The organism is Paenibacillus typhae (assembly GCF_900099765.1).
In the GTDB taxonomy this organism is placed as follows: Bacteria; Bacillota; Bacilli; order Paenibacillales; family Paenibacillaceae; genus Paenibacillus_AQ; species Paenibacillus_AQ typhae.
This window is the reverse complement of the sequence record NZ_FNDX01000003.1, coordinates 212,433-236,355: the sequence shown is the minus strand read 5'-3', so window position 1 is coordinate 236,355 and position 23,923 is coordinate 212,433. Positions and strand designations below refer to the sequence as shown.

The following is a 23,923-nucleotide window of genomic DNA, read 5'->3' as shown; positions in this document are numbered from 1 at the left end:
GATGAGGCCATGATTAGTCCGCACCTGATCGATATGAAGGAGCAGCATGCCTTCGAGGCCAGTGAAATATTAAGCTCTACAGAGTATATAATGTACTGCAATATCTGCAGTGAGAGCCGGCGCAGGGAATTTCTGTACGGGCGTTATGCGATCAAAAAAAATCTGGCCAGCCAGTCTGCTTCCTTTAAAGGGAAGCTCAGCGGGATCACCGTTGAGTATGGAAGCCTGCGTTATCCGATTATCAAGGACCAGCCGGTCGAGGTGGGTCTCAGCCATTCCAAGCGCTATGTGCTTTCCGTTGTCTACTCCAAGGATAATATAGTAGGCATTGATATGGAGACCATCCGGCTGGAGGTGCCGATTGAAGAAATGCTGAGCACCGGGGAAAAGGAGCTGATAGCCGGATATGGCTCGTCCGTCCGTTTCGCTTACATGTTCTTCAGCTGCAAGGAAGCGCTGGGGAAGGCCTTCAAGATGGGGCTGCTCGCGGATTACTCCATTTATGAAATCTCCGCAATCAGGCCGGAGATCATGTTCGGTACGGAGGTGTTCAAGGTCTGCTTCAAAAACTTCCCGTTCCTGACCGGCTACTCCTTTATGAAAAACGATCAGGAAATCTGCAGCCTGGTCGTCCCGCAAAAGATTGAGGTGGGCGATGTCCTGAAGGTTCTGATCGACACTTGAAGCCTTTAATGATCCCGCCCGCTCATCCGCCGCCGCTGCACCCGGAACTTTCCCGGTTGAGCGGCGGTGTTTTTTTGTCCAAGCCGCTGTATTCGTTTTCACAGGTACGTGTAAAAAAGGCACATTTAGGACATGCCCCGGCATTTATGTTCGCAGTTGCTATATGTGAGCGGCATCCTGCGCCTGAATCATTCATCTCTCCAATAAAAGTTTAATATAAAGGACAAGAGAGGTGACCAAATAAGATGGAAGCTGAAGAAGCAGTAAAGATGGGATTTACCGAATCGCTGGCCTGCAAAATGGCCGAGAAATTAAACAAGGAGCGTGAGGGAGAATACATTGATTACCTGAAAATGAAGCTGGGATTTGAAATGCTGCTGATTAACCTGAGTAAAATGGTTCTTGTCTACGGAGCGGCAATCCTGTTCCATCTGCTCTGGCAGACATTAATCATGCACGGCGCCTACTTCGCGATCCGCAAAACAGCATTTGGCCTCCATGCAAGCAGCAGCTTGATGTGCAGTATATCAAGTACTGCAATGTTCATAGGCATACCGTATTTATGCGAACAATACATAAGGTTCAACAACATACAGGTAGGAATCATTGGTTTACTGGCTACATTGCTGCTTTACCGGTATGCACCGGCGGATACAGATAAATTTCCGCTGCTTGGCAAAGAAAGAAGAGAGAAATTAAGAAGGGCTACAACAAGGTCCAGTCTGCTGATTGTATTTACCGCTCTGGTGATTCCAAGCCCCACGGTCAAGGCTTTACTGCTCACGGGAATTCTGCTTCAAGTAATGATGATTCTGCCAATAACCTATAAACTATTGAAAAGGAGCTATAATAATTATGAAAACTATGACGCAAAGAATGTTTAACGAGGTAAAAGACGGTATGGCCGCAGCAGTGAGAAGTGCGGCAATCAAGAGCGGAGATATTGCAATGGAAACCTGCTGCTCGCTGCTGTTCCATGAACCTAAAATTCCAATGGAGCTGTTGAAGGCCTCAGCCAATAAATAATTATGCGCTCCAAGCGATACTGAGCAGCAGCGGAATGAACAGAACCCGAAAAGATCCCCGGTATAGGGGATTTTTTCGGGTTATTCAGCTTTACTAGTTTATCTTGTATGAATTACAATGAAATGGATAGGGTTAAAGTACCAATCTTGTATAAAATTACAGAATAAACTTTTTACTGAGGGGGATAGGGATTTTGAAGGAATTACTTGCAGTTGGCGCTCAAATGCTTACACTGTGTTTGAGTATTTACATTTTAAATCAGCGCAGATTCAGTCTAAAATTCAGTCTTGTAATGTTCATAGGCGCTCTTTGTATCGGGTATCCTCTCTACATCTTGATCGGTGTCCCCAGTATTGCCATTATTCTGCTTTTGTGTATTGCATCGAGCTACTGGAAGTCCAGGGGAATTGTATTCAGTATCATTTTTCCGATTATAGCGATAATTATTTCTGTAATTAGCGACTACATAACAAGCGGTATATTTATCAGGTTCTTCAATACCTCTCCTGAAGAGATTAACGACGGATTTCTGAACAATATGTACTACTACCCTACTTATTTCGTGATTGCCATTCTTCTCGCTTTTGCCGTCCGGTTTCTTTTCACCAGATTCCAGGCATATGATCTTTTATTCCGCAGATACGGGATTTTGTTTGCCATACTTTGCGTAATTACGGTAGTGATCTTTTATGCCAATATTTTGATCGGGAAGCAGCAGGGATTTACGAATGCCAATATTCAGGCGAACAGTCTGCTGTTTGCATTTTATTTCATTCTATTAATCGGTGTTTTCATGGTGCTGACGCGCAGTGTAATGAAAGAAGCTGCGATGCAGGGCAAGCAGGAGCAGTATGAACGTCTCCTGGAGTACACCGACAATCTGGAAATGATGTACACCGACATGCAGAAATTCCGCCATGATTATATCAACATACTGCTGTCGATGTCCGAATACATAAGATCGAAGGATATGGAAGGGCTGAGTACCTATTTTGACCACAAGATCCTTCCGATCAGCCAGGGGATGCAGAATAACAACTATAAGCTGGGAACGCTGCAAAATGTAAAGGTCCAGGAGCTGAAGGGCATTCTGTCCTCGAAGCTGATCCGTGCCCAGGAGCTGCATATCGACGCTGTTGTAGAGGCAGTAGAGCCGATTGAAGCCATCAATATGGATTCCGTCAAGCTCTGCCGGTGTCTGGGGATTATCCTCGATAATGCCATTGAGGAGGCGGTCAAATGCGAAGTCTCCAACCTGCGTGTTGCACTGGTCAAGCGTTCCGGAGGTCTGCTGATTGCCGTCGCGAACAGCTGCCAGCCGGACGGTCCCGAGCTGCACCAGATTTTTGAAAAGGGGTTCTCCACCAAAGGTACGGGCCGCGGGCTCGGGCTGAGCAACCTGAGGGAGATTGTCTCCCAGTGCGCCGGTGTTACGCTGGATACATACAGGAAAGACGGACAGTTTATTCAGGAATTGGAAGTTTACTAGACGGGAGGAAGTTTGATGCTGGAGATATTTGTATGCGAAGATGACCCGGAACAAAGAAAGCGGCTTAACAGTTACATAGAGAACTATATTATGATGGAAAATCTGGATATGAAGCTGGTCATCTCCACAGGGCGTTCCCAGGATATCCTTGACTATCTGCAGAATAACCGGGTGACGGGGCTGTACTTTCTGGATGTTGATCTGCAGGAGGAGAAAAGCGGAATTGCACTGGGCGCAGAGATCCGCCAGTATGACAGTCTCGGAGCCATTGTCTTCGTGACCACTCACTCGGAGCTGACCTATTTAACATTCACCTACAAGGTGGAAGCAATGGATTATATAACGAAGGACAAATTTACAGATATCCGCCAGCGCGTTATTGAGTGCATTGATACTGCCAATACCCGTTATCTGCAGAACAAGTATAACAATATTAAGAAATTCCAGACCAAATCCGGCGATAAGATGATCAGCGTGGATTATAATGATATTTTATTCTTTGAGACCTCGCCGCAGCTGCACAAAATCATCCTGCATGCCAAAAACCGCCAGGTCGAGTTCTACGGCAAGCTGAAGGATATTCTGGAGATGGACTCGCGGTTCTACCGATGTCACAATTCCTTTGTCGTCAATAAGGATAATATTGCCGAGGTCGATACGAAGAACCGTGAAATCCGGATGACTAACGGGGAAATTTGTTATGCCTCCAGCCGTTTTCTCGGGGGACTGAAGGATATTATTCCGCACTGATAACAAAACTATAATTATATTACTGAAAGAGCGGATCGGCACCGGGGCGGCCGGGCATCCGCTTTTTTTTGTCTCTTAATCTGCAGGTACAGCAAATTTTATGCTCCCGCCAGAGGGATTTTTGTTATAATGGTTAGAAGGAATACATATGTTCGCTTTAGGGGCGGACAATGGGCCGTCATGAGGAATATCCTGCCTGTAGCAGAGGAGAGATCGGATTTGCGTATTTTGGGAATTGACCCGGGGCTGGCGATTGTCGGCTTCGGTTTTATTGATAAGACAGGAAATAAACTGACACCCGTTCAGTATGGCTCTATTCAGACAGAGGCGCATACGCCGGAGGAAGAGCGGCTTTTGCATGTCTATGAGGGCATGGTTCAGCTCATTGACCGATACAAGCCGGACATGGTTGCTATAGAGAAGCTGTTTTTTGCCCGGAACGTAACGACAGCCCTCCCGGTAGCGCAGGCCCGCGGTGTGCTGATTCTGGCGGCTGTACAGAAGGGGCTCCCTGTTTACGAATATACGCCAATGATGGTGAAGCAGGCGGTTGTCGGATACGGCAAGGCCGAGAAGAAGCAGGTGCAGGAGATGGTGAAGCTGCTTTTGAAGCTGTCTGCTGTCCCGAAGCCGGATGATGTGGCCGATGCCCTGGCGGTAGCGGTGTGCCATGCCCATTCCGTGAGTCTAAATTCCAAATTAAATGAGGTATTGCGAAAATGATAGATTTTTTAAGAGGACCTGTCGTTTATCTGGAGTCCGAATATATTGTGCTAGATATACAAGGGGTAGGCTACCGGGTATTCTGTCCGAATCCGTATGCCTTTGCCAAGACGGAAGGTCCGGTAATGGTCTATATCCACTATCAGACCCGTGAGGATGCCACGCTGCTGTTCGGGTTCCCGACCCGGGAGGAGCAGAAGCTGTTCCGCAAGCTGATTGAGGTGTCCGGCATCGGACCGCGGGTCGCGCTCGGCATTCTGACCGGGGGGACGCCGGATCAGCTGATCTCGGCCATCTACCAGGAGAATATTACCTTCCTGACCAAGCTGCCGGGCATCGGCAAGAAGACCGCCCAGCGGATGATCCTCGACCTGCGCGACAAGCTGGACGGACTGAGCTCCGTGCCGATCCAGACCGGCTTGTTCGCGGTAGCGGCTGAAGCGGAGGCGAAGGCTGCCGCCCTGCCTTGGGAAGAGGCGCGGGATGCACTGAAGGCACTCGGATATACAGAGGCAGAGCTCGACCGTGTATGGCTGACAATGAAGAAGGAAGGCGCGGATACGGGAACTGTCGATGTGCTGATGAAGAAGGCGCTGGGGCTGCTGTATATTGCCAAGTAAGAGGCTGCTAACAGTGTTGAAGAACGGAGTGATAAACAATGGATGACCGGATTATATCGGCCAATCTGATGATGGACGAGCAGGCGGTGGAATTCAGCCTGCGTCCGCGTTATTTAGGCGAGTACATCGGACAGAATCAGGTGAAGGAAAACCTGAAGATATATATTGAAGCCGCCAAGATGCGCAGTGAGGCGCTGGATCATGTGCTGCTGTACGGGCCGCCGGGACTCGGCAAAACGACGCTGGCGAATATTATCGCCAACGAGCTCGGCGTAAATCTGCGGACAACCTCAGGCCCGGCGATTGAACGGCCCGGCGATCTGGCCGCCCTGCTGACCAATCTGCAGGAGGGCGACGTGTTGTTCATCGACGAGATTCACCGGCTGCACCGCACGGTGGAGGAGGTCATGTATCCGGCTATGGAGGACTTTGCCCTGGATATTATGATCGGCAAAGGGCCAAGTGCCCGCTCCGTCCGGCTGGATCTGCCGCCGTTTACGCTGATCGGGGCCACGACCCGCGCCGGTCTGCTGTCTGCGCCGCTGCGCGACCGCTTTGGTGTGGTTAGCCGTCTGGAATACTACACCATCGACGAGCTCAGCTTCATTGTCTCGCGCAGTGCCGAAATGCTCGGCATTGAGATTGTCGGTGATGCCGCAGAGGCGGTTGCCCTGCGATCCCGGGGGACACCGCGTATTGCCAACCGCCTGCTGAAGCGGGTCCGTGACTTCGCGCAGGTGCGCGGGGATGGAATTATCACCCCGGAGATTGCCGCCGAATCACTGAAGATGCTGCAGGTTGACCCGCGCGGGCTGGACAGCATAGACCATAAAATGCTGAATGCCATGATCACCTCGTTCCGCGGCGGGCCAGTCGGGCTGGATACGATTGCTGCTACGATCGGTGAAGAGAGTCAGACGATTGAAGATGTATATGAACCGTACCTGCTGCAGATCGGCTTTCTGCAGCGGACGCCAAGAGGCAGAATCGTAACTCCTGCCGCATATCATCATTTGGGCCTGCCGCTTCCGCCGCAGCCGAATTAAGGATATGTCCTGACAGTAATCTTTAGCCTACAACTAACTCCAAGGGGGATGACATGATGAAGTTTGCCAGGCAGCTAAGCCGGGCGCTGCTTGCGGCAGCGCTGACCGCCGGAAGTTTGCTTGTTCCTGCAGGCGGCACTTATGCCGAATCCGCACCGATCAGGGTTGCCCTATATGCCGATATCGGCAGCAAATATAAATCGACTGTCCCGTTCGTTACACTGCAGTCTGCAGAAGCCTTCAATCTGATGGCCGGCGGAACAACGCTGCTTCCGGTTCCCGGCAATAACAAAATCCGCGCGAGTCTGGATCTCTACAAGGTCAAAGTAATGGAGACCTCCTCCTGGCAGACTGCAGCCGATGCCGCGAAGAAGCTGCAGGCCACTTCCGATAAGCCGCAGCTGTTCGTGACAACACGCGGCGGCGCCAGTGTATACCAGTTGTACACGGCTCCTTATGCCAGTGAAGCTGCTGCCAAGGACGGGTTTGCCCGCGTCAATAAGGCCGGCCTGTCCATTCCGGACGGTCAGGCTGCAGCCGTGAAGGGCAATAAGCATCTGCTGGCCGGTGATTTTGCCACCTCACAGGAAGCAGAGACCGTGCTTGTGAGTATCACAGATGCCGGAATGGATGCCTGGAAGGTGCTGGCGGCAGGTGCTGACGGCAGCGCCCGGTTCCAGGTATGGGCCGGAGAAGCGGTGAACGACAGTGAGCTGGCTGCTCTGCAGGTACAGGCAGCGGCAGCTCTGCCGCAGCTGTCCTGGGGTACAACTGCTGTGAGCACCCCGGGTTTGATCATCCGCACAGATGCAGGAATGGACTGGACGAGCCAGGGGCAGGCGTTTCATTATGTTGTCTCCGGCAGCGGAGCGAAGTTTACTGCGGCCGGCAACGCATCCGGAATCCAGATCACCGAAAGATCCAAACGGACCTACCGCGGGGATCTGGAGCTGAGCGGACTTGCCGGATCACTGGCTGTTATTAATGTGGTTCCCATGGAACAGTATCTGTATGCTGTAGTGGGCGGAGAAGTTTCCTCGGGCTGGCCGGCCGAAGCGCTGAAGGCACAGGCGGTGGCTGCAAGAAGCTATGCGCGGGCCCAGGGCAACAAATTTGAGGTGGCGAATGTGGTCGATACGACACTTAGCCAGGTCTATAACGGAATCGGCGCTGAAGCCCCGGTAATCTCCAAGGCTGTTGATGACACTGCCGGCGAGGTGCTGATGAGCAGCGGGAAGGTGGTCGAAGCGGTCTTTTCCTCCAATAGCGGCGGCAGGACAGCCGACCCTTCCGAGGTATGGAATAACGGAGGGAATACCTTCGTCAGCGTACTCAGCGCAGAGGATGCGGCCGCGGTGGGAACCTCAAAGAAATGGTATTATCTCCTGCTGCCAAGCGGTGTGGCCGGTTATGCCCGTGAGGATAATATCAAGCTGACCGGAAGCAGGAATGCGGCCGGACTCAGCATTGCGACGGCAACAACCAAGGATGTGAATGTCCGGCCGCTGCCGGTTATTGAGAGCAGTTCCAGCCCCGTAGGGAAGCTGAATCCGGGTGACAACGCCGTTGTGCTGGACCAGGTCTACGAAAACGGCAGCTACAGCTGGATCAAAGGGCCGTATACTTCAGCCGAGCTGCTCAAGAGCCTGAGCGGCAAGACCAGCAATGCTCTGCCTTCTTCCATTATCAGCCTGCAGGTAACGCAGCGCGGGCCTTCGGGCAGAGCAACGCAGGTGAAGGCAAACGGCGAAATCCTGCAGGTGAAATACCCGGATTTGTTCCGGTCTGCCTTTGGCGGATTGCCCAGCACCTTGTTTGATATTGTACCTTCCGGCAGTTATACTGTATTAGGCGCTGACGGCAAAACCGCTACAGTCAGCGGCTCGCAGACTGCGGGTGTGTTGTCCGCTACCGGCAAGGTGTCTGCGAATACCAGCGGAACGGTTGTCATGGGCGCGGATGCTGCCGCAAGAGTCGTAACCGGGACCAGCGGATTTTATTTCATCGGCTGGGGCAACGGGCATGGACTCGGCATGTCCCAATGGGGCGTGAAGGGGATGGCGGACAAAGGGTATGATTATAAGCAAATATTGCAACACTATTTTAATAACGTTACTATAGTTAAGGAATGAAGACAGAGTATGAACGTAGAAGATTATGACTTTCATCTGCCGGAGGAGCTGATTGCCCAGACTCCGCTGCTTGACCGCAGTGCTTCAAGACTGCTGATGGTGGACAAGGAGAACGGGCAGATTCAACACCGGCATTTCACAGATATACTGGAGCAGTTTCAGCCGGGAGATACCTTGGTGCTGAATGACACCAGGGTCATTCCGGCCAGACTGTTCGGTGTCAAGGAAGATACCGGTGCCAAGGCTGAGGTGCTGCTTCTGAAGAGCCTGGGCGAAGACCGCTGGGAAGCGCTGGTGAAGCCGGGCAAGAAGCTGAAGAACGGTGCAGTTATTGTGTTCAGCGATGAACTCAAGGCTGTTATTGAAGAAGAGGCCGATATGGGCGGACGGACACTCCGCTTCATCTATAAGGGGATTTTTCAGGAAATTCTCGACCGGCTGGGTTCAATGCCGCTGCCTCCTTATATTAAGGAGACACTGGATGACCGTGAACGGTATCAGACGGTATATGCCCGCCACGAGGGATCAGCGGCTGCACCTACGGCAGGGCTGCATTTTACGAAGGAACTGCTGGAGCAGATCGCCGCTAAAGGCGTAAATATCGCGTATATTACCCTTCATGTTGGACTGGGCACCTTCCGGCCGATGTCGGTAGATAAGGTTGAAGAGCATGTTATGCATGCCGAATATTATATGCTGTCCCAGGAGACAGCGGACCTGCTCAATGAAGCGAGATCAAGGGGCGGACGGATTATTGCTGTCGGCACCACCTCCTGCCGGACACTTGAAACGGTCGGAAGACAGGCGGCTGGCGGACCGCTTACAGCCTGCAGCGGCTGGACGGATATTTTCATTTATCCCGGCTATCAGTTTACAGTGGTCAATGCGCTGATTACGAATTTCCACCTGCCGAAATCCACACTTGTTATGCTGGTCAGCGCTTTAGCAGGTCGTGAGCATATCCTCGCCGCTTATGAGGAGGCAATCAAAGAGCATTACCGTTTCTTCAGCTTCGGTGATGCAATGTTTATTTATTAAGCAAGAGAAAGGGTTAACGATATGGCAGCAATTACGTATGAACACATTAAGACCTGTAAGCAGTCCGGAGCCCGGCTCGGCAGAGTCCACACACCGCACGGAATCATTGAGACGCCTACCTTTATGCCGGTGGGCACACAGGCCACTGTCAAAACAATGGCCCCTGAAGAGCTCAAGCAGATGGATGCCCAGATTATCCTTAGCAACACCTATCATCTGTTTTTGCGTCCGGGCCACGATATTGTCCGCGAAGCCGGCGGACTGCATAAATTCATGAACTGGGATCGTCCGATTCTGACGGACAGCGGCGGTTTTCAGGTGTTCTCGCTCAGTGACATGCGCAAAATTACCGAGGAAGGCGTTCATTTCCGCTCTCACCTTAACGGAGACAAGAAGTTCCTGTCGCCGGAAGTAGCGATGGAGGTACAGAATGCACTCGGTTCCGATATTATGATGGCGTTCGACGAGTGTCCGCCTTACCCGGCGGAATATGATTACGTCAAAAAATCGCTGGAGCGCACAACGCGCTGGGCGGAAAGATGCCTCAAGGCACACGCCCGTCCGGAGGATCAGGGCCTGTTTGCAATCGTGCAGGGGGGCATGTATGAAGACCTTCGCCGCCAGAGTGCTGCTGATTTGACTTCCATGGATTTCCCGGGGTATGCTATTGGGGGGCTCAGCGTCGGTGAGTCCAAGCAGATTATGTATGATGTGCTGGATTATACCGTTCCGCTCCTGCCGCAGAATAAACCGCGTTATCTGATGGGCGTCGGTTCACCGGATGCGCTGCTTGAGGGGGCAATCCGCGGAGTGGACATGTTCGACTGCGTCCTGCCTACCCGTATCGCCCGCAACGGAACAACGATGACCAGCCAGGGAAGACTTGTTGTGCGCAATGCGCAGTATGCCCGTGATTTCGGGCCGCTTGATCCGGAGTGCAACTGCTATACCTGCCGGAATTATTCCCGTGCTTACTTACGTCATCTGATCAAAGCCGATGAAACCTTTGGCCTGCGTTTAACGACCTATCATAATCTGCAGTTCCTGCTGGATTTGATGCGCAAGGTGCGTGAAGCCATCAGAGAAGACCGGCTGCTTGATTTCCGCGATGAGTTTTTTGCACAATACGGATTGTATGATAATCTTAAAGGCTTCTAGTACAACTGTGTGTTTACCATATGGTCTTATTGCAGCATGAACAGTAATGACTTAACTTGCAGTAAAAGCGTACTAGAGAACTAGATTGTGCTTCCATGCATATTGAAAGGGGGGAGAAATATGTTTCAATTAGCATCAAGTACTGGAGGCGGCGGAAGCATTCTGGGGCTGGTAGGCCCGTTTGTGCTCATGTTCGTGGTATTCTATTTCCTGCTGATCCGTCCGCAGCAGAAGAAGACCAAGACGCGCAACGCCATGCTCAAAGCGCTGAAGAAAGGCGACAAGATCGTTACGATCGGCGGCCTGCACGGTACGATTGTTGAGCTGTCCGACGATATCGTTGTCCTGCGGGTAAATGATGTAACCAAGCTGACGTTTGACCGCGGGTCAATCAGCCATGCAGTTACAATTGCGGAAGATAAAGAATAATTCCGTTTATTACGTACATAAAAGCGGCGTCCTCTCTTATGGAGGAACGCCGCTTTTTTATTGTGCAGATGAAAGGTTATGAATTGGTAACCCGGCTAGGAACGGTAAGGGTCTCCTGGCCGCTGCGAAGAGTAAGCTTAGCCAGCTGGACAGCTACAGAAGTGGAGACCACGGCCAGTACAGTGCCCCCGATCATATCGGTAAGCCAGTGGATGCCAAGATAGAAAATTCCGAATACAATCAGAGCGGCTGAAACGGTCGTAATCGCCATCCAGCGCCGGTTGCCGGAGCGGTAAGCCAGAATCGCAGTGGAGACAGAAATGGCCGTATGCAGGCTCGGGAAGCAGTTGTTAAGGCCGGAAAGCGGCCGGTATTCCTGTTCAAATCGCGGAAACACATCCAGCATTGTAAACCGCACGCCAGCCGGGGCATAGGCCCAGACCTCATTAACCGGAAAGTAGAGATAGAACGGTATCGCAGCGGCATAGACCAGCATGATCGTATAGCAGGTCGCATATAGCATGACACGGTTCTTATCCAGCAAATACACACCCAGCGAAGCGCCAAGCACAGACTGGAGCATAAAAATATAGAAGAACACAATCACCGGTGTCAGCCAAGGTGCATAAAAGAGCTGCTGGACATGCTGGACGAAGTGTCCCTCAAGCCCGAATATCAATGAGGTGAAGTCAGAGCCGAGATGCATTTTTTTCTCAATCTGAAGTTCATATTTATTAAGGGTCAGGACGCTGATCATACCGGCGACAATTAATAAAAACTTATAGGATCGGAGCAACTCCCTCCCTAGCTCTAAGAATGCTGATAAGGGATTGCGCCTAGAGCCGAGCCAGATTAACAGGACAACAATTACTATCGTAAACAGCACTACATGATTCATGGATTGGTAAAGCAAGATAGTCAAAGCCTCCTCGAGCAAAAACAGATCAGATGAACCCAGTGTACCATAATTTTAATCAAAGATTTCAGGTTCTCCTAATTAAATTTGTTAGTTTTTTTGTAAATTGACGCCAAATATACCGCCGAGTGCGCCAATTGCCGCTGCTGCAAGCACCCATAAGCCGTCTATACCGGCTGGCGAGCTGTCCAGTGCAAGAAATCCGACCAGCAGTACAATCACGCCATAAAATACCCCTGTCAGCGCGCCTTGATACCAGCCCTTGCTTGAGGCTCTCCGTCCTGCGGTCAACCCCCCGAAGGCGGCGGCAATCCCGTGGACTATGTAGGTGTACATCGCGAGATCCTGTTCCTTCATTCCGCTGCCCCACAGCAAAAGTGAGAGGACGATGGCTCCCAGCAGCATCCACATAAAGGAGCGGGATAACCCTGAAAGCACAGGACTGGATATTCTCCACGAGAACAGACGCCGGAATAAATACATGATAGAACCCCCTAAATTTTTTTTAGCAAACCTTCCATTGAAGTAGCCGCGTATAAAATACAAAGACATTTTAAATGATGCTGTACCGTTACTACATATTGTATGGGAGGGCTTGCCCCAATAGTACAAGTTTGGCAAAGGCAGTTCATTTACCAGTAATTTATAAGGCAGCTTCCGAATGTTCCCTTGGCAGTGAGGCCAGAATAGGGTTACATTCATCCACCCCGGCACCACCGGCTGCGGGTGAGATACGGAAAGGGGAGCGGAGAGAATATGTTTCAGCATATTACCAGTCATATCTTTCTGACCGTGCTGATGTATTTCTTCATTTTCCTGTGTATGCGGGTTATGGGGAAACGGGAAATTGGCAAGCTGTCAGTGTTTGATCTGACGATTTCCATTATGATCGCGGAGATTGCTGTTTTTGTCATTGATGATATTAAACGCCCTATCTATGACGGTATAACCCCGATGGTAACTCTGGTTGTAATCCAGATTATTGTTGCCCAGCTCAGTCTCAAAAGCAGAAAGCTGCGGCTGCTGATTGACGGAAGGCCAAGCGTGCTGATCTCAAACGGGAAGCTGCACCGGAGTGAAATGCGCAGGCAGCGCTACAATATGGATGATCTGCTGCTGCAGCTGCGCGGGCAGAATATTGTCAGCCCGGCCGATGTGGAATTTGCGATTCTGGAGACGAGCGGCCAGCTGACGGTCATTGAGAAGAACAAAAATGTCTCGTCATCCAACCAGTCCGGCAACAGCAGCGATACCGCCGAGAATCAGGACCAGAGTTCTGGCACCGGCTCTAGCAGCACAGGCGGCTCCGGGAAGTCAGGAAACGCGTCAGGAGTCAATATTTCCAAGAGCAAAATCAGGTACGAAGGCCTGCCGGTGCCGCTGATAATGGACGGAAAGGTACAGGACGATAATCTGGAGATGATCGGTAAAAACCGGTTCTGGCTGCGGACGCAGATCCGCCAGAAGGGTGTATCCGATTTCCGGGATGTCTTTTTATGCTCAATTGATCATACCGGTAAAATTTATGTAGACCGGCAGCGAAGCCGCTAACCTTTAACGCCGTCGTCTGAAAAAAGGTACCCGGTCCAGATCCCGGACAGAGATCAGGCCGGACAGCAGGCAGATGCCCAGATACAGGGCCATCCCGCTTGCGGAGGCGAACAGGAACTGCAGCCACATGGTGCCGGAGAGCGGCACGGAAGTATACACATAAGAGGTCCCGGCAGCCATAATTATCATGGCTGTAACAGTTTTTAGCGGATCGGTAATCCGGATTGAGAATTGGATCAGCTTCACGACACTGGCCCCATGCAGCAGCGTCACCAGGATACTGTTAACGATAATGGCGATAATGGCACCGTAAATCCCGTACTCCGGCCGGGAGGCCAGCATGAGAATCAGCAGGATTTTAACCACAGCTCCGGCCAGTGTGTTAATTAGCGCCCGTCCGGGCCGGTCCATGGCCTGAAGGGCTGCCTGCAGCGGTGCCTGTACATACAGAAATAGGGCGAAGGGAGCCATCAGCTTCAGCATAGGAGCGGTGTCCGCGTTCCCGTACATCAGTGTGCATAGCGGTACGGCGAGCACATACATAATGGCCGCAAAGGGAGCGCCTGTAACCAAAGCAAGCCTAAGCGCCTGGTGCATCCGTTTATGGATTGCCGGCAAATCGCGGCGGGCTGCCGCTTCCGACAGAGAGGGTACGAGTGAAACCGCCAGGGAAGAGCTTAGAACTCCCGGCAGCAGCAGCAGCGGAATCACCATGCCCTGGAGGGAGCCGTATTGGGCAGTGGCCGCCGCAGCCGCAATTCCGGCAAGCGCCAGACTGCGGGCGGTAATTATCGACTCCAGCAGATAAGAAAAGGAGCCGACGAGCCGGCCCGCCGTGACAGGCACGGCAATACCGAGCATGCGGCTGAGCAGCGTACCGCCTGGTTTTTCTGCCTCATTTAGTGGCTCAGGGGCCAGATCGGGTGCCGAGCTGTGCTGTTCATCTTTTTTTACAATAAAATAGTATTGGGCCAGCAGGGCCAGCATCCCCACAATCTCCCCTACCGTTACTCCCAGCATTGCACCGGCTGCCGCATAGGCCATTCCCTTGGGCAGAAGCAGATACGAGAACCACAGCATGAAAAAGATCCGGACTACCGACTCCAGCACCGAGGAAAGAGCCGAAGGAATCATGTTCTGCCTGCCCTGAAAATACCCGCGGAATATGGCGGATACAGCCACAATTGAAATCATCGGTGTCATGCTGACAAAGGTATAATAAACCCGGCTGTCCGTCAAAATAAAGCGGGTAACCCATGAAGCGCTAAGCAGCGCTATCAGCGTAAACAGCAGGCCGAGCGCCAAGCTGAGTGTAAGTCCTGTCCGCAGAATGCGGCGTGATTGTCCGGGCTGATTGTCCCCTTCCGCCTCGGCCACCATTTTGGCAATAGCAAGCGGTAATCCCCCGGTAATAACTGTAATTAGCACGATGAAAAAAGGGTATCCGAGCTGGTATAAGCCGACGCCCTCAGCACCGATAATCCGCGGCAGTGCGATTCTGGGTATAAACCCCAGCATCCGGTTAATAATGCCTGCAGCCAGCAGAATCATCGTTCCCTGTATAAAGGTCTGTTTCCTTTGTTTCTTCAAGGGACACTCCTTCTTCCTGAAATGAAATAAAATGAGACGCGGGTGAGCCGTTCCGCTGATGCTGCGGGGCTTGTATATTGATATGCTTGACCCCGGCCCATCCATGACAAGCTTTGGATACGACATCTTTTTTGCGGGAAGAAGGATAGTCGGCCGGTAAGGTCGAATATATATCCGGTAGCCTGCTTCAGTGCAGACCTTGGGAGGTGTAACTACTTGGAATCGGAACCGTGGAAGTACGAGGAGCTTAGTGATGTAATCGAAGCTATGTGCACTAGTAAAGCGGAGGAATTCCGGCTCCTGGGCTATGAATATGTAACTGGCAAGGATATCTGGGAGTGCGTGAGCAGCAAATATGCCAAGGAGGGCCAACCTCCGCTGTATAAGCTGGTAAATGATATTTATTCGCTTAAAGCTACAACGTATATGAATTACCTGATGCTCGCGGCCTATAGGGGGATTACCTGACCTGCAGGAACGAATTTCTTTTGCAAACCGCCTGAGGAAGCAGTAAAGTAAGAGAGGATAACCAGGCACTACCTATCCAAACGGAAGGCTTGCTGAGCAGAGCACAGCCCGCCGTTTCTTTGTGTGATCTAGGCACCGTCATTCTGCGCTCAATTGACGGTGATTTCGCACGTAGCTATAATAGGAATATTGAGTAATGAAAGGGGAACTAGCAAGAGCATGAAGAGACTGTTGAGCTTTATCATTACCGTGCTCGTTTTAACCGGCGTCATGGCGTTCACTACACCCGGTCTGCTGGACAAGGTCCGTCTGGGTCTTGACCTGAAAGGCGGCTTTGAGATTCTGTATCAAGCTTCGCCTATGGATACTGGCGGTGAACTGACCAGAGCTTCGCTGCAGCAAACTGCAAAGAGCCTGGAGAAACGCGCTAACGCACTCGGCACAAGCGAGCCGGAAGTGACAACGGAGGGAACAGACCGCATTCGTCTTAAGATTGCCGGTGTTACCGACGAGGCTGAAGTCCGCGAGAAGATGAAAGAACCTGCCGTATTGACATTCCGCAGTGCCGCCGAAGGTGATGCAGAAGGTGTATACAGCAAGATAGAGCTCGTGGGTAGTGATTTTGTTGAGAATGCTGCCGAGGTTCAGCGTAATAACCTGAACCAGCCTGAGATCAGCATCAGCATTAAGGACAAGGATAAATTCGCGGAGATCACTGAGAGGCTGCTGGGTCAACCATTGGCTATCTATCTCGACGATCAGCTACTGGGCAATCCGCCGGTCGTTAGAGCGGTATTGACTGACGGTAAAGCATCCATCTCCGGTAATTATACTTTAGATGAAGCACGTGAACTGGCTGATACCATTAACCTCGGCGCACTGCCGCTGAAGCTGACCGAGAAATACTCGCAAAGCGTCGGCGCAACCCTTGGTAAACAGTCTCTTGAACAGACGATCAGAGCAGGTCTTGTGGGTTCCCTGATTATTTTGATTTTCATGATTGGTATGTACCGGCTTCCCGGTGTTCTGGCCAGCTTCGCGCTGATTCTGCACACCTGGCTGCTGATTCTGGTATTTGTCATTGCTGACTTTACCCTGACCCTACCGGGTATTGCCGCGTTTATCCTTGGTATAGGGATGGCCGTTGATGCCAATATCATTACCAATGAACGGATAAGAGAAGAGATGCGCAGCGGCAAGAGCATTATGTCCTCTGTCAAAGCGGGTAATAAAACCTCCTTCCGGACTGTTATGGACGCCAACGTGACGACCATTATCGTGGCGGCTGTTATGTTCGCATTCGGTACCGGTGCGGTTAAAGGCTTTGCCTTGATACTGATTGTAGAAATTGTACTCAGTATCGTGACCAACCTCTATTTTGCCCACTGGCTGCTTTCGGTGCTGGTCAAAGCTGGCGCCCTGAAGAAACCTAAGCAATTTGGGGTAAAGGAGAGTGACATCCGTGCGCTTTAATAAAGAGATGGATTTCGTGCATTGGAGTAAATACTTCTTTATTTTCTCTATTGTACTTACTGTACTGGGTGTAGGTTTTCTCGGGTTCCTGGGTTTGAACTACAGCGTAGATTTCAGAGCAGGTTCTAACGTGGATGTATCGTTGTCGAAGAATCTTACACAGGCTGAGCTTAAACCGGCCTTGGAGAGTCTGGGCTTTGCCCATGAGCCAAGCATTACCATCGGTGACCAGCGCGTAAATATCCGTTATGACGAAGAACTTGATAATACGCAGAGTGAAGCACTGAAGACTGCAATCAGCAAGCTCGATGATCAGGCTTCCTATGAGATCAATACGGTTGACCCGGAAATGGCCAAGGAGCTTGCACGTAATGCAATATACTCCGTCCTATTGTCCAGTTTAGGGATTATTATTTATGTAAGCATCCGGTTTGAGTGGCGCTTTGCCCTGGCGGCAATTGTCGCACTGCTCCATGACGCCTTTATGGTGGTTGCAATATTCTCCATCTTCCGTCTTGAAGTGGACATAACCTTCATTGTCGCGGTGCTTACGATTATCGGTTATTCCATTAATGATACCATTGTTATTTTTGACCGGATCCGTGAGAACCTGCGCTTCGGTAAACAGAAAACCTATGAAGACCTTAAGCTTCTGGTCAACAAGAGTATATCCCAGACGCTTATGCGGTCCCTTTACACAGCATTTACGGTATTTATTGCCGCGTTCTTCCTGCTTGTAATGGGCGGCGAATCCATCAAAATGTTCTCGCTGGCTATGGTTATCGGGCTGCTGTTCGGAGCCTATTCCTCCATCTTTATCGCAAGCCCGCTCTGGCTGCTGCTCAAGAAGCGCCAGAAGCCTGCCGTGAAGAACAATCCGGCCTAAGTCTCAGCTTTATTGCCCGAAAAGCCGCGTCAAAGACGACGCGGCTTTTCGGAATCTTTGGAACTGGCTGACAGGCGTATGCTGCAACATGAGATTACTTGCTACCAGGTAAGGAGGGCTCGTTATGAATGACAAACAATCACCGCAAAGTGAGACGGTCGCTTGGAACGGGATCGTCAGTGATGCTGTACTGGCTCTGGCTAAAGGCGGTATCGGTTATTTCACGGGCAGCAAGGCATTGCTGGGCGATGCCTTATATTCCGGAGCGGACGCGGCAGCAAGGCTGGCGGAAGTTCTCCCATGGCGTTCAGAACAGGCACAGAAGCCTAAATCCGCCCGCCGGGCAGGGAATGGCAAGAGCAGTAAGGAACCCATTATTACCATGCTTTTCTCCGCGCTGATTCTGATGGCCGGACTGCAAATCGCTTTTTCAGCCATCCGGGATTTAACCAGAGGACATTTATCGACAGTTCCGCCTGCTGCACTTGTTACGGTTCTTATTTCCATTATAGTAAAAGAGGGCATTTTCCAGTATCAATACCGTTACTTCAAAAAAATCGGTGACGGCAGCCATGCCGCATATGCGGACAGTCACCGTTTCAGCCTGTATAGCTCGATAGCTGCTTTAATCGGAATAACGTTGTCTATGGTCGGAGGATATATTGGCTGGAGCCCGCTGTTCTACATGGACCCGGTTGCAGGCCTGCTGACAAGCTGCCTGATTCTCCGTAAAGGCTACACCATGATTACCGCTTCGGTCTACGGCAAAACAAGCCAGGAGCTGCCTTCGGCGGAAGCCGCCAATTTCATTGAAACCGTCGGGCGGGTACACGGAGTCATCCGCGTCGAGCATCTTCAGGCGGTAGAACAAGGCCGGTATGTGAATCTCCAGGTCAAAATCAGCGTGAATCCGCGGATCACAGTAATGGAAGCCCAGGATATCTCGGAATGTGCCAGAAAGCTGTTACAGCACCGCTTTGTCCATGTCGGTGAGGTTCATATGGATGTTGTGCCGTACGATCCGGGTTATCCTTACAAAACCAATCACCAGCTTGCGGACAATGATATTCCAACGCTGCTACAGTAGGCCGCATGGCGAGAGAAAGGTGAGCTCAATTGCTTCATTCAAAAACTAGATGGCAATCTCCGGCAGCCGATCCCGATAAAGTGCGGGAATTGGCCCGGAGCCTTTCTGTTTCTCCGCTCCTGTCCTCTTTGCTTGTGACCAGAGGGTTTACTGCCCCGGACGAGGCATTGCTGTTCATGGACGGAGGGGTGGATGACAGCCATGATCCATTCCTGCTCAAAGGAATGGCCGAGGCTGTACCGCGGATCAGAAAGGCATTGCAAGAAGAGGAACATATTCTGGTATACGGCGATTATGATGCTGACGGCGTATCCAGCACATCGCTGATGATCTATCTGCTGCGCTATCTGGGCGCTTCCTTTGATATCTATATCCCGCACCGCTCCAATGAAGGCTACGGGCTGCATAATCATGCTCTGGACTGGGCGGTCCAGCAGGGTGTTTCACTTGTCATTACAGTAGATACCGGTATCAGTGCCGTGCATCAGATTGCGTACGCGGCTGAGCTGGGAATTGATGTTATTGTAACAGATCATCACGAGCCGCCGGAGCTTTTGCCGGAAGCGTTTGCTTTGATTAACCCCAAGCTGCCGGACTGCCCTTATCCGTTTAAAGGGCTGGCAGGAGTAGGAGTGGCTTACAAGCTTGCTGAAGCACTGCTTGACGGCAAGGTGCCCGAGGAGTGGAGTGAAATTGCCGCGATCGGCACGGTGGCGGATCTGATGCCGCTGCTGGGCGAGAACCGCAGCCTGGTCCGCAAAGGGCTTGCCAGCATGCGGAAATCCCCGTTTCCCGGAGTACGCGCGCTGCTTGAGGTCAGCGGTATAACGATGAATACCGTTAGTGCAGTCAATATAGCATTCGGTTTAGCCCCGCGGATCAACGCCAGCGGCCGTCTCGATCATGCAGGCCGTGCGGTTGCCCTGCTGACCACTGCAGATAGCGATGAAGCCGGGCAGCTGGCCAGCGAGCTTGATCTGCTTAACAAGGAACGTCAGATGGTAGTTGAACGCATTGTGGGTGAAGCAACTGATAAGCTCATCCGGCAGATCGGAGACGGACGGCCGCCGGATATTATCGTGCTTGCCGATCAGGGCTGGAATGTCGGGGTTGTCGGGATCGTCGCTTCCAAGCTGCTTGAACGGTATTACCGTCCGGTCATTATCCTTGATATTCATCCGGAGACCGGCATGTGCAAGGGCTCTGCCCGCTCTATTCCGGGTCTGGATATTTACGAGGCGCTTACCTCCTGCGCCGGATTAATGGACCATTACGGCGGCCATCCGGCTGCTGCCGGAATGAGCCTGCACCGCGACAATCTGGATGCTTTCGCCGCAGCCCTGAATGAATATGCCGCAGCGGTGCTTACACCCGAGCATCTGATCCCGGTAACCGCTGCAGACGGGGATATCCCGATTTCCGATTTGACGCTGCAGGCTGCGCTTGAACTCGACCGGCTGGCGCCGTTCGGTATGTCCAATCCTCTGCCCAAATTCATTGTGCGCGGAGCGGCCGTGAAGGAGACCCGCAAGATGGGGCAGGAGGGCAAACACCTGAAGCTTGTCCTGCAGCAGGGGCGGCACACAATCGAAGCCGTAGCCTTCGGCAAAGGCGAACTGGCTGATCTTCTGCCCGGCGGGACTATGATTGACGTCCTGGCCGAGCTGTCCGTCAATGAGTGGAACGGCTCCCGTAAGCCGCAGCTCATGCTGCAGGATCTGGCCGTGCCCGAGGCGCAGCTGTTTGATCTGCGGGGAACAGCAGATGCCGTACGGCAGGCTGTCCGCCTCAAAGAGGTGCTGCAGCCGTACAGCGGCAGCACGCCTTTTACCGCAGCGGCTGTTTTTAAGAACAGCCGCCTCTCGCCGCTCAACGACCTGAAGGGCATGTCGCTGTGGGTTTATGATGAAGAAGCCGGAATTAACGTCCTTCATCATGGACAAGCTGAGGCAGACGGGAAAGTGTCGCTGCTGTGTCTGCTGGACATGCCGGAAACACCGGAGCAGCTGGATGCCCTGCTTACCGCTTTCCCTCAGGCCGAGAATATTGCCCTGCTTCACGCCCGGCGTGACGGGCATGACCGCCTGCAGGTTCCAACACGTGATCATTTTAAGGTATTGTATAAATTGCTGGCTTCCATTGCCGCTACAGCAGTACCCGAGCATGAGGTGCTGCTGCGTCTTAGCCGCCAGTCTTCACTGAGTGTACGGATGCTGGGCCGGATGCTGGATGTGTTCGAGGAGCTTGATTTTATCGAACGTACCGGCGGAATGATCTCATTCGTGTCCCAGCCTGCAGCCAAAAATCTGTCTGCTTCGCGCCATTTTGTCCGTTTAGGACAGACTGCCGAGATGGAGCAGTATTTCATGGAAAGCAGCCCCCGCGAGCTGGAGAACTGGATGCAGGCCCGCCGTCAGGGTGTGTCGTAGGCTGGGGCAGCTTAAGTTCACAAAACCAAACAAACAAATGCTTCCGAAGTAAGTTTTATACGAAGCAATTAATGTGGGCGGATGCTCACAAAACTAAGCAGATGCTTCCGAAGTAAGTTTTGTACGAAGCAATTAATGTGGGCGGATGCTCACAAAACTTTCAGGAGATGATACTATTGGATTTCAAAAACAATATTCGCGTAATTGAAGATTTCCCGCAGCCGGGAATCAGCTTTAAAGATATTACTACTTTGCTTAAGGACGGGGAAGCTTACCGCGCAGCGATTGACGAGCTTAAGGCGCTGGTATCCCATCTGAACATTGATGTCATTGCCGGACCGGAAGCGCGCGGCTTTGTAGTTGGCGCTCCACTGGCTTACGCACTGGGAGTCGGCTTTGTTCCTATCCGTAAAAGCGGCAAGCTCCCGTACGAAACGATCGAAGTTGGCTATGATCTGGAATACGGTAAAGACACACTTGCTGTTCACACCGATGCCATCAAGCCGGGGCAAAATGTGCTGATTGCTGATGACCTGCTGGCAACTGGCGGAACTATCGCTACTTCTGTCAGCCTGGTGGAACAGCTCGGCGGTAAGGTTGTCGGAGCAGCATTTCTGATTGAGCTGGTACAGCTGGCCGGCCGTAACAAGCTTTCGGACATCGAGGTTGTATCCCTGCTGACTTACGAAGACTAAACGAATTGTAAGATATTCCGTTGATCTTTTCCCGGGAAATAAAAAGTGGACCGTTGTCGAATATCGACTGCCGTCCGCTTTTTCTATTTTATGGATATTACCGCTGGTTCATCTATAACAGGCTCTGTAGCAAACAGGTAATACGCACAGGAGAGAATATATATAAAAGTTGGAATAAGGGGGGGATCCCATTAAATAAGCCAACAGCGAGGTGAAACACCCAAATGAAAGGTTAATCCCCAATAAATTACCTCAATTCCTTCCCTGTAAAGCAGCAAGAGCTGCCCGGCAGCTTTTCAGCATTTGGGGCAGCTCTTATTTGCTCTTATAGTCTGTATTATGTTAAAGGTCTAGTGTGCAGATTTCTCCGGATCCTGTTCGTTGGACAAGCCCAGCACATCAATCAGCTTGAAGAACAGGGACAGCACGATACCAACAATAGTAGCCAGTGCCATACCTTTGAGCTGTACGCCGGCGATGTTAAGCGAGATGCCGCTGATGCCGACAACAAGCACCAAAGTGGCCAGAATCATATTGCTTGCTTTGGAGAAATCAACCTTTTGTTCTACGAAAATACGCAAACCCGATGCGGCAATAACGCCGAACAGCAGCAGGGATACACCGCCCATAACCGGCTGCGGGATATTCGCGATAATGGAGGAGAAGGTACCGGAGAACGAGAGCAGAATGGCGATGATAGCCGCTCCGCCGATTACGAATACCGAGTATACCTTGGTCAATGCCATAACGCCGATGTTTTCACCGTAAGTGGTGTTAGGTGTAGAGCCTACAAAACCTGAAAGAACGGTTGATATCCCGTTACTGAACAGGGAGCGGTCAAGTCCGGGATCTTTGGTCAAGTCTTTGCCGACGATGTTGCTGGTTACCAGCAGATGGCCGATATGCTCAACAATAACAACTAGCGATACAGGAATAATAGTCAAAATAACCTGCAAATCGAAGGATGGAGTAGTGATTGTCGGATGGGATAGGAAGCTGGCGTCAGCAATAGCTCCGGTATTGACCTGTCCCATAATATAGGCCAGCACATAACCGGTAACGATACCGATGAGGATATGGATGATTTTGGGGAAGCCGCGGAACATAACCGAACCGATAACGGTAACTCCCAGTGTAACCAATGACAAGGTAATAGCCTTACCGTCGGGAGTCCAGTCTGCAACCGCAACGCCTTCAGGAGCAATTAGTCCGGACATGCGTGCGGCAACCGGTACCAGCTCAAGTCCGATCGTAGCTACGATAGCACCCATGGCAGCGGGAGGGAATACAACATCAATCCAGCCGGTTCCGGCATAACGGATGATTAATGCGACAAGAATAAAGATAACACCGGTAATAATAAACGCTCCCAGTGCAAGCGAATATCCACGCTGATGATCTCCCTCATATTTACCAAGCACACTCAGCACCGGTGAGATAAAAGCGAAGCTTGACCCAAGGTAGGCCGGGATTTTGCCGCGGCAGATCAGAATATAGAGCAGTGTGCCGATACCGTTCATCAGCAGGATCATGCCGGGATCTACCCCGAACAGGTTAGGGACGAGCACGGTGCTGCCGAACATGGCGAACAGATGCTGCAGACTCAGCAGAAAGCCCGGGCCCCACGGGAGTTTCTCGTTAACTTGAATTTCGCGTTGCAATGGAGTTCACTTCTCTTTCTCTATGTAGTTTTGTCTTAACCTGGCGAAAACCGCCTTTACTAGATTAAATAG

General features: G+C 51.6%; 23 protein-coding genes. 19 read left to right on the top strand and 4 right to left on the bottom strand.

Annotated features, from left to right (window positions below; all coding sequences use genetic code 11):
* The first annotated feature begins 9 nt into the window (after window positions 1–9).
* From BLR64_RS04375 to yajC, 12 genes are all read left to right on the top strand, one after another.
* Window positions 10–684, top strand: a complete 675-nt coding sequence (locus BLR64_RS04375) for a 4'-phosphopantetheinyl transferase family protein (RefSeq protein WP_090712529.1) — start codon at window positions 10–12, stop codon at window positions 682–684.
* A gap of 245 nt (window positions 685–929) precedes the next feature.
* The gene (locus BLR64_RS04370; RefSeq protein WP_090712528.1) at window positions 930–1,568 is read left to right on the top strand and encodes an accessory gene regulator B family protein; all 639 of its coding nucleotides are present in this window, start codon (window positions 930–932) and stop codon (window positions 1,566–1,568) included.
* Complete coding sequence (locus tag BLR64_RS04365; RefSeq protein WP_090712526.1) at window positions 1,540–1,710, top strand: cyclic lactone autoinducer peptide; 171 nt, start codon at window positions 1,540–1,542, stop codon at window positions 1,708–1,710. Before BLR64_RS04370 ends, BLR64_RS04365 begins: the two co-directional genes overlap by 29 nt.
* Before the next feature lie 193 nt (window positions 1,711–1,903).
* Window positions 1,904–3,199, top strand: a complete 1,296-nt coding sequence (locus BLR64_RS04360; RefSeq protein WP_244157610.1) for a sensor histidine kinase — start codon at window positions 1,904–1,906, stop codon at window positions 3,197–3,199.
* Between the two features lie 15 nt (window positions 3,200–3,214).
* The gene (locus BLR64_RS04355) at window positions 3,215–3,949 is read left to right on the top strand and encodes a LytR/AlgR family response regulator transcription factor (protein WP_090712524.1); all 735 of its coding nucleotides are present in this window, start codon (window positions 3,215–3,217) and stop codon (window positions 3,947–3,949) included.
* Window positions 3,950–4,168: 219 nt separating this feature from the next.
* Window positions 4,169–4,672, top strand: a complete 504-nt coding sequence (gene ruvC, locus BLR64_RS04350; protein ID WP_090712521.1) for a crossover junction endodeoxyribonuclease RuvC — start codon at window positions 4,169–4,171, stop codon at window positions 4,670–4,672.
* Window positions 4,669–5,292 (top strand): Holliday junction branch migration protein RuvA, encoded by a 624-nt coding sequence (gene ruvA, locus BLR64_RS04345; RefSeq protein WP_090712519.1) that lies wholly within the window; start codon window positions 4,669–4,671, stop codon window positions 5,290–5,292. The genes ruvC and ruvA overlap by 4 nt, the downstream gene beginning before the upstream one ends.
* A gap of 38 nt (window positions 5,293–5,330) precedes the next feature.
* Window positions 5,331–6,338, top strand: a complete 1,008-nt coding sequence (ruvB, locus tag BLR64_RS04340) for a Holliday junction branch migration DNA helicase RuvB (protein ID WP_068726625.1) — start codon at window positions 5,331–5,333, stop codon at window positions 6,336–6,338.
* A 53-nt stretch (window positions 6,339–6,391) separates the two neighbouring features.
* Window positions 6,392–8,470, top strand: a complete 2,079-nt coding sequence (locus tag BLR64_RS04335) for a SpoIID/LytB domain-containing protein (RefSeq protein ID WP_090712517.1) — start codon at window positions 6,392–6,394, stop codon at window positions 8,468–8,470.
* 9 nt (window positions 8,471–8,479) lie between these two features.
* A complete protein-coding gene (queA, locus tag BLR64_RS04330; RefSeq protein WP_090712516.1) occupies window positions 8,480–9,508 on the top strand; it encodes a tRNA preQ1(34) S-adenosylmethionine ribosyltransferase-isomerase QueA in 1,029 nt (342 codons plus the stop codon).
* Window positions 9,509–9,529: 21 nt separating this feature from the next.
* Window positions 9,530–10,666, top strand: a complete 1,137-nt coding sequence (tgt, locus tag BLR64_RS04325; protein ID WP_068726619.1) for a tRNA guanosine(34) transglycosylase Tgt — start codon at window positions 9,530–9,532, stop codon at window positions 10,664–10,666.
* Between the two features lie 120 nt (window positions 10,667–10,786).
* The gene (yajC, locus tag BLR64_RS04320; RefSeq protein WP_090712514.1) at window positions 10,787–11,095 is read left to right on the top strand and encodes a preprotein translocase subunit YajC; all 309 of its coding nucleotides are present in this window, start codon (window positions 10,787–10,789) and stop codon (window positions 11,093–11,095) included.
* Between the two features lie 76 nt (window positions 11,096–11,171).
* On the opposite strand, the gene BLR64_RS04315 is transcribed toward yajC, so the two are convergent.
* Together BLR64_RS04315 and BLR64_RS04310 are read right to left on the bottom strand one after the other, a co-directional pair.
* Window positions 11,172–11,891 carry a phosphatase PAP2 family protein gene (locus tag BLR64_RS04315; RefSeq protein WP_244157609.1) on the bottom strand — a complete coding sequence of 240 codons (720 nt, stop codon included), beginning with the start codon at window positions 11,889–11,891 and terminating at the stop codon, window positions 11,172–11,174.
* A 210-nt stretch (window positions 11,892–12,101) separates the two neighbouring features.
* Window positions 12,102–12,494 (bottom strand): TIGR04086 family membrane protein, encoded by a 393-nt coding sequence (locus tag BLR64_RS04310; protein WP_090712510.1) that lies wholly within the window; start codon window positions 12,492–12,494, stop codon window positions 12,102–12,104.
* Between the two features lie 273 nt (window positions 12,495–12,767).
* Here BLR64_RS04310 and BLR64_RS04305 point away from each other — a divergent pair, with 273 nt between their 5' ends.
* Window positions 12,768–13,562: a YetF domain-containing protein gene (locus BLR64_RS04305; RefSeq protein WP_090712508.1), complete on the top strand. Its 795-nt coding sequence runs from the start codon at window positions 12,768–12,770 to the stop codon at window positions 13,560–13,562.
* Between the two features lie 3 nt (window positions 13,563–13,565).
* On the opposite strand, the gene spoVB is transcribed toward BLR64_RS04305, so the two are convergent.
* Complete coding sequence (gene spoVB, locus BLR64_RS04300) at window positions 13,566–15,152, bottom strand: stage V sporulation protein B (protein ID WP_279615454.1); 1,587 nt, start codon at window positions 15,150–15,152, stop codon at window positions 13,566–13,568.
* 216 nt (window positions 15,153–15,368) lie between these two features.
* Between spoVB and BLR64_RS04295 the strand changes: the two genes are divergently transcribed.
* From BLR64_RS04295 to BLR64_RS04270, 6 genes are all read left to right on the top strand, one after another.
* The gene (locus BLR64_RS04295; protein WP_090712506.1) at window positions 15,369–15,620 is read left to right on the top strand and encodes a post-transcriptional regulator; all 252 of its coding nucleotides are present in this window, start codon (window positions 15,369–15,371) and stop codon (window positions 15,618–15,620) included.
* A 219-nt stretch (window positions 15,621–15,839) separates the two neighbouring features.
* Window positions 15,840–17,093 (top strand): protein translocase subunit SecD, encoded by a 1,254-nt coding sequence (secD, locus tag BLR64_RS04290; RefSeq protein WP_090712504.1) that lies wholly within the window; start codon window positions 15,840–15,842, stop codon window positions 17,091–17,093.
* Window positions 17,083–17,979 (top strand): protein translocase subunit SecF, encoded by an 897-nt coding sequence (secF, locus tag BLR64_RS04285; protein WP_090712503.1) that lies wholly within the window; start codon window positions 17,083–17,085, stop codon window positions 17,977–17,979. The genes secD and secF overlap by 11 nt, the downstream gene beginning before the upstream one ends.
* 124 nt (window positions 17,980–18,103) lie before the next feature.
* Window positions 18,104–19,066 (top strand): cation diffusion facilitator family transporter, encoded by a 963-nt coding sequence (locus BLR64_RS04280; RefSeq protein WP_090712501.1) that lies wholly within the window; start codon window positions 18,104–18,106, stop codon window positions 19,064–19,066.
* Window positions 19,067–19,095: 29 nt separating this feature from the next.
* Window positions 19,096–21,495, top strand: coding sequence for a single-stranded-DNA-specific exonuclease RecJ (gene recJ, locus BLR64_RS04275; protein WP_090712499.1), 2,400 nt, complete (start codon window positions 19,096–19,098; stop codon window positions 21,493–21,495).
* A 176-nt stretch (window positions 21,496–21,671) separates the two neighbouring features.
* The gene (locus BLR64_RS04270; protein WP_039876305.1) at window positions 21,672–22,190 is read left to right on the top strand and encodes an adenine phosphoribosyltransferase; all 519 of its coding nucleotides are present in this window, start codon (window positions 21,672–21,674) and stop codon (window positions 22,188–22,190) included.
* A gap of 350 nt (window positions 22,191–22,540) precedes the next feature.
* Here the strand turns inward: BLR64_RS04270 and uraA are convergent, their stop codons facing one another.
* Window positions 22,541–23,851 carry a uracil permease gene (gene uraA / locus BLR64_RS04265; protein ID WP_090712497.1) on the bottom strand — a complete coding sequence of 437 codons (1,311 nt, stop codon included), beginning with the start codon at window positions 23,849–23,851 and terminating at the stop codon, window positions 22,541–22,543.
* Window positions 23,852–23,923 lie beyond the last annotated feature (72 nt).

Excerpts from the sequence above, each read along its gene's own strand:
- BLR64_RS04375 (WP_090712529.1), top strand. The coding sequence starts at position 10 with ATGATTAGTCCGCACCTGATCGATATGAAGGAGCAGCATGCCTTCGAG.
- BLR64_RS04370 (WP_090712528.1), top strand. The coding sequence starts at position 930 with ATGGAAGCTGAAGAAGCAGTAAAGATGGGATTTACCGAATCGCTGGCC.
- BLR64_RS04365 (WP_090712526.1), top strand. The coding sequence starts at position 1,540 with ATGAAAACTATGACGCAAAGAATGTTTAACGAGGTAAAAGACGGTATG.
- BLR64_RS04355 (WP_090712524.1), top strand. The coding sequence starts at position 3,215 with ATGCTGGAGATATTTGTATGCGAAGATGACCCGGAACAAAGAAAGCGG.
- ruvA (WP_090712519.1), top strand. The coding sequence starts at position 4,669 with ATGATAGATTTTTTAAGAGGACCTGTCGTTTATCTGGAGTCCGAATAT.
- ruvB (WP_068726625.1), top strand. The coding sequence starts at position 5,331 with ATGGATGACCGGATTATATCGGCCAATCTGATGATGGACGAGCAGGCG.
- BLR64_RS04335 (WP_090712517.1), top strand. The coding sequence starts at position 6,392 with ATGATGAAGTTTGCCAGGCAGCTAAGCCGGGCGCTGCTTGCGGCAGCG.
- queA (WP_090712516.1), top strand. The coding sequence starts at position 8,480 with ATGAACGTAGAAGATTATGACTTTCATCTGCCGGAGGAGCTGATTGCC.
- tgt (WP_068726619.1), top strand. The coding sequence starts at position 9,530 with ATGGCAGCAATTACGTATGAACACATTAAGACCTGTAAGCAGTCCGGA.
- yajC (WP_090712514.1), top strand. The coding sequence starts at position 10,787 with ATGTTTCAATTAGCATCAAGTACTGGAGGCGGCGGAAGCATTCTGGGG.
- BLR64_RS04310 (WP_090712510.1), bottom strand. The coding sequence starts at position 12,494 with ATGTATTTATTCCGGCGTCTGTTCTCGTGGAGAATATCCAGTCCTGTG.
- BLR64_RS04305 (WP_090712508.1), top strand. The coding sequence starts at position 12,768 with ATGTTTCAGCATATTACCAGTCATATCTTTCTGACCGTGCTGATGTAT.
- secD (WP_090712504.1), top strand. The coding sequence starts at position 15,840 with ATGAAGAGACTGTTGAGCTTTATCATTACCGTGCTCGTTTTAACCGGC.
- BLR64_RS04280 (WP_090712501.1), top strand. The coding sequence starts at position 18,104 with ATGAATGACAAACAATCACCGCAAAGTGAGACGGTCGCTTGGAACGGG.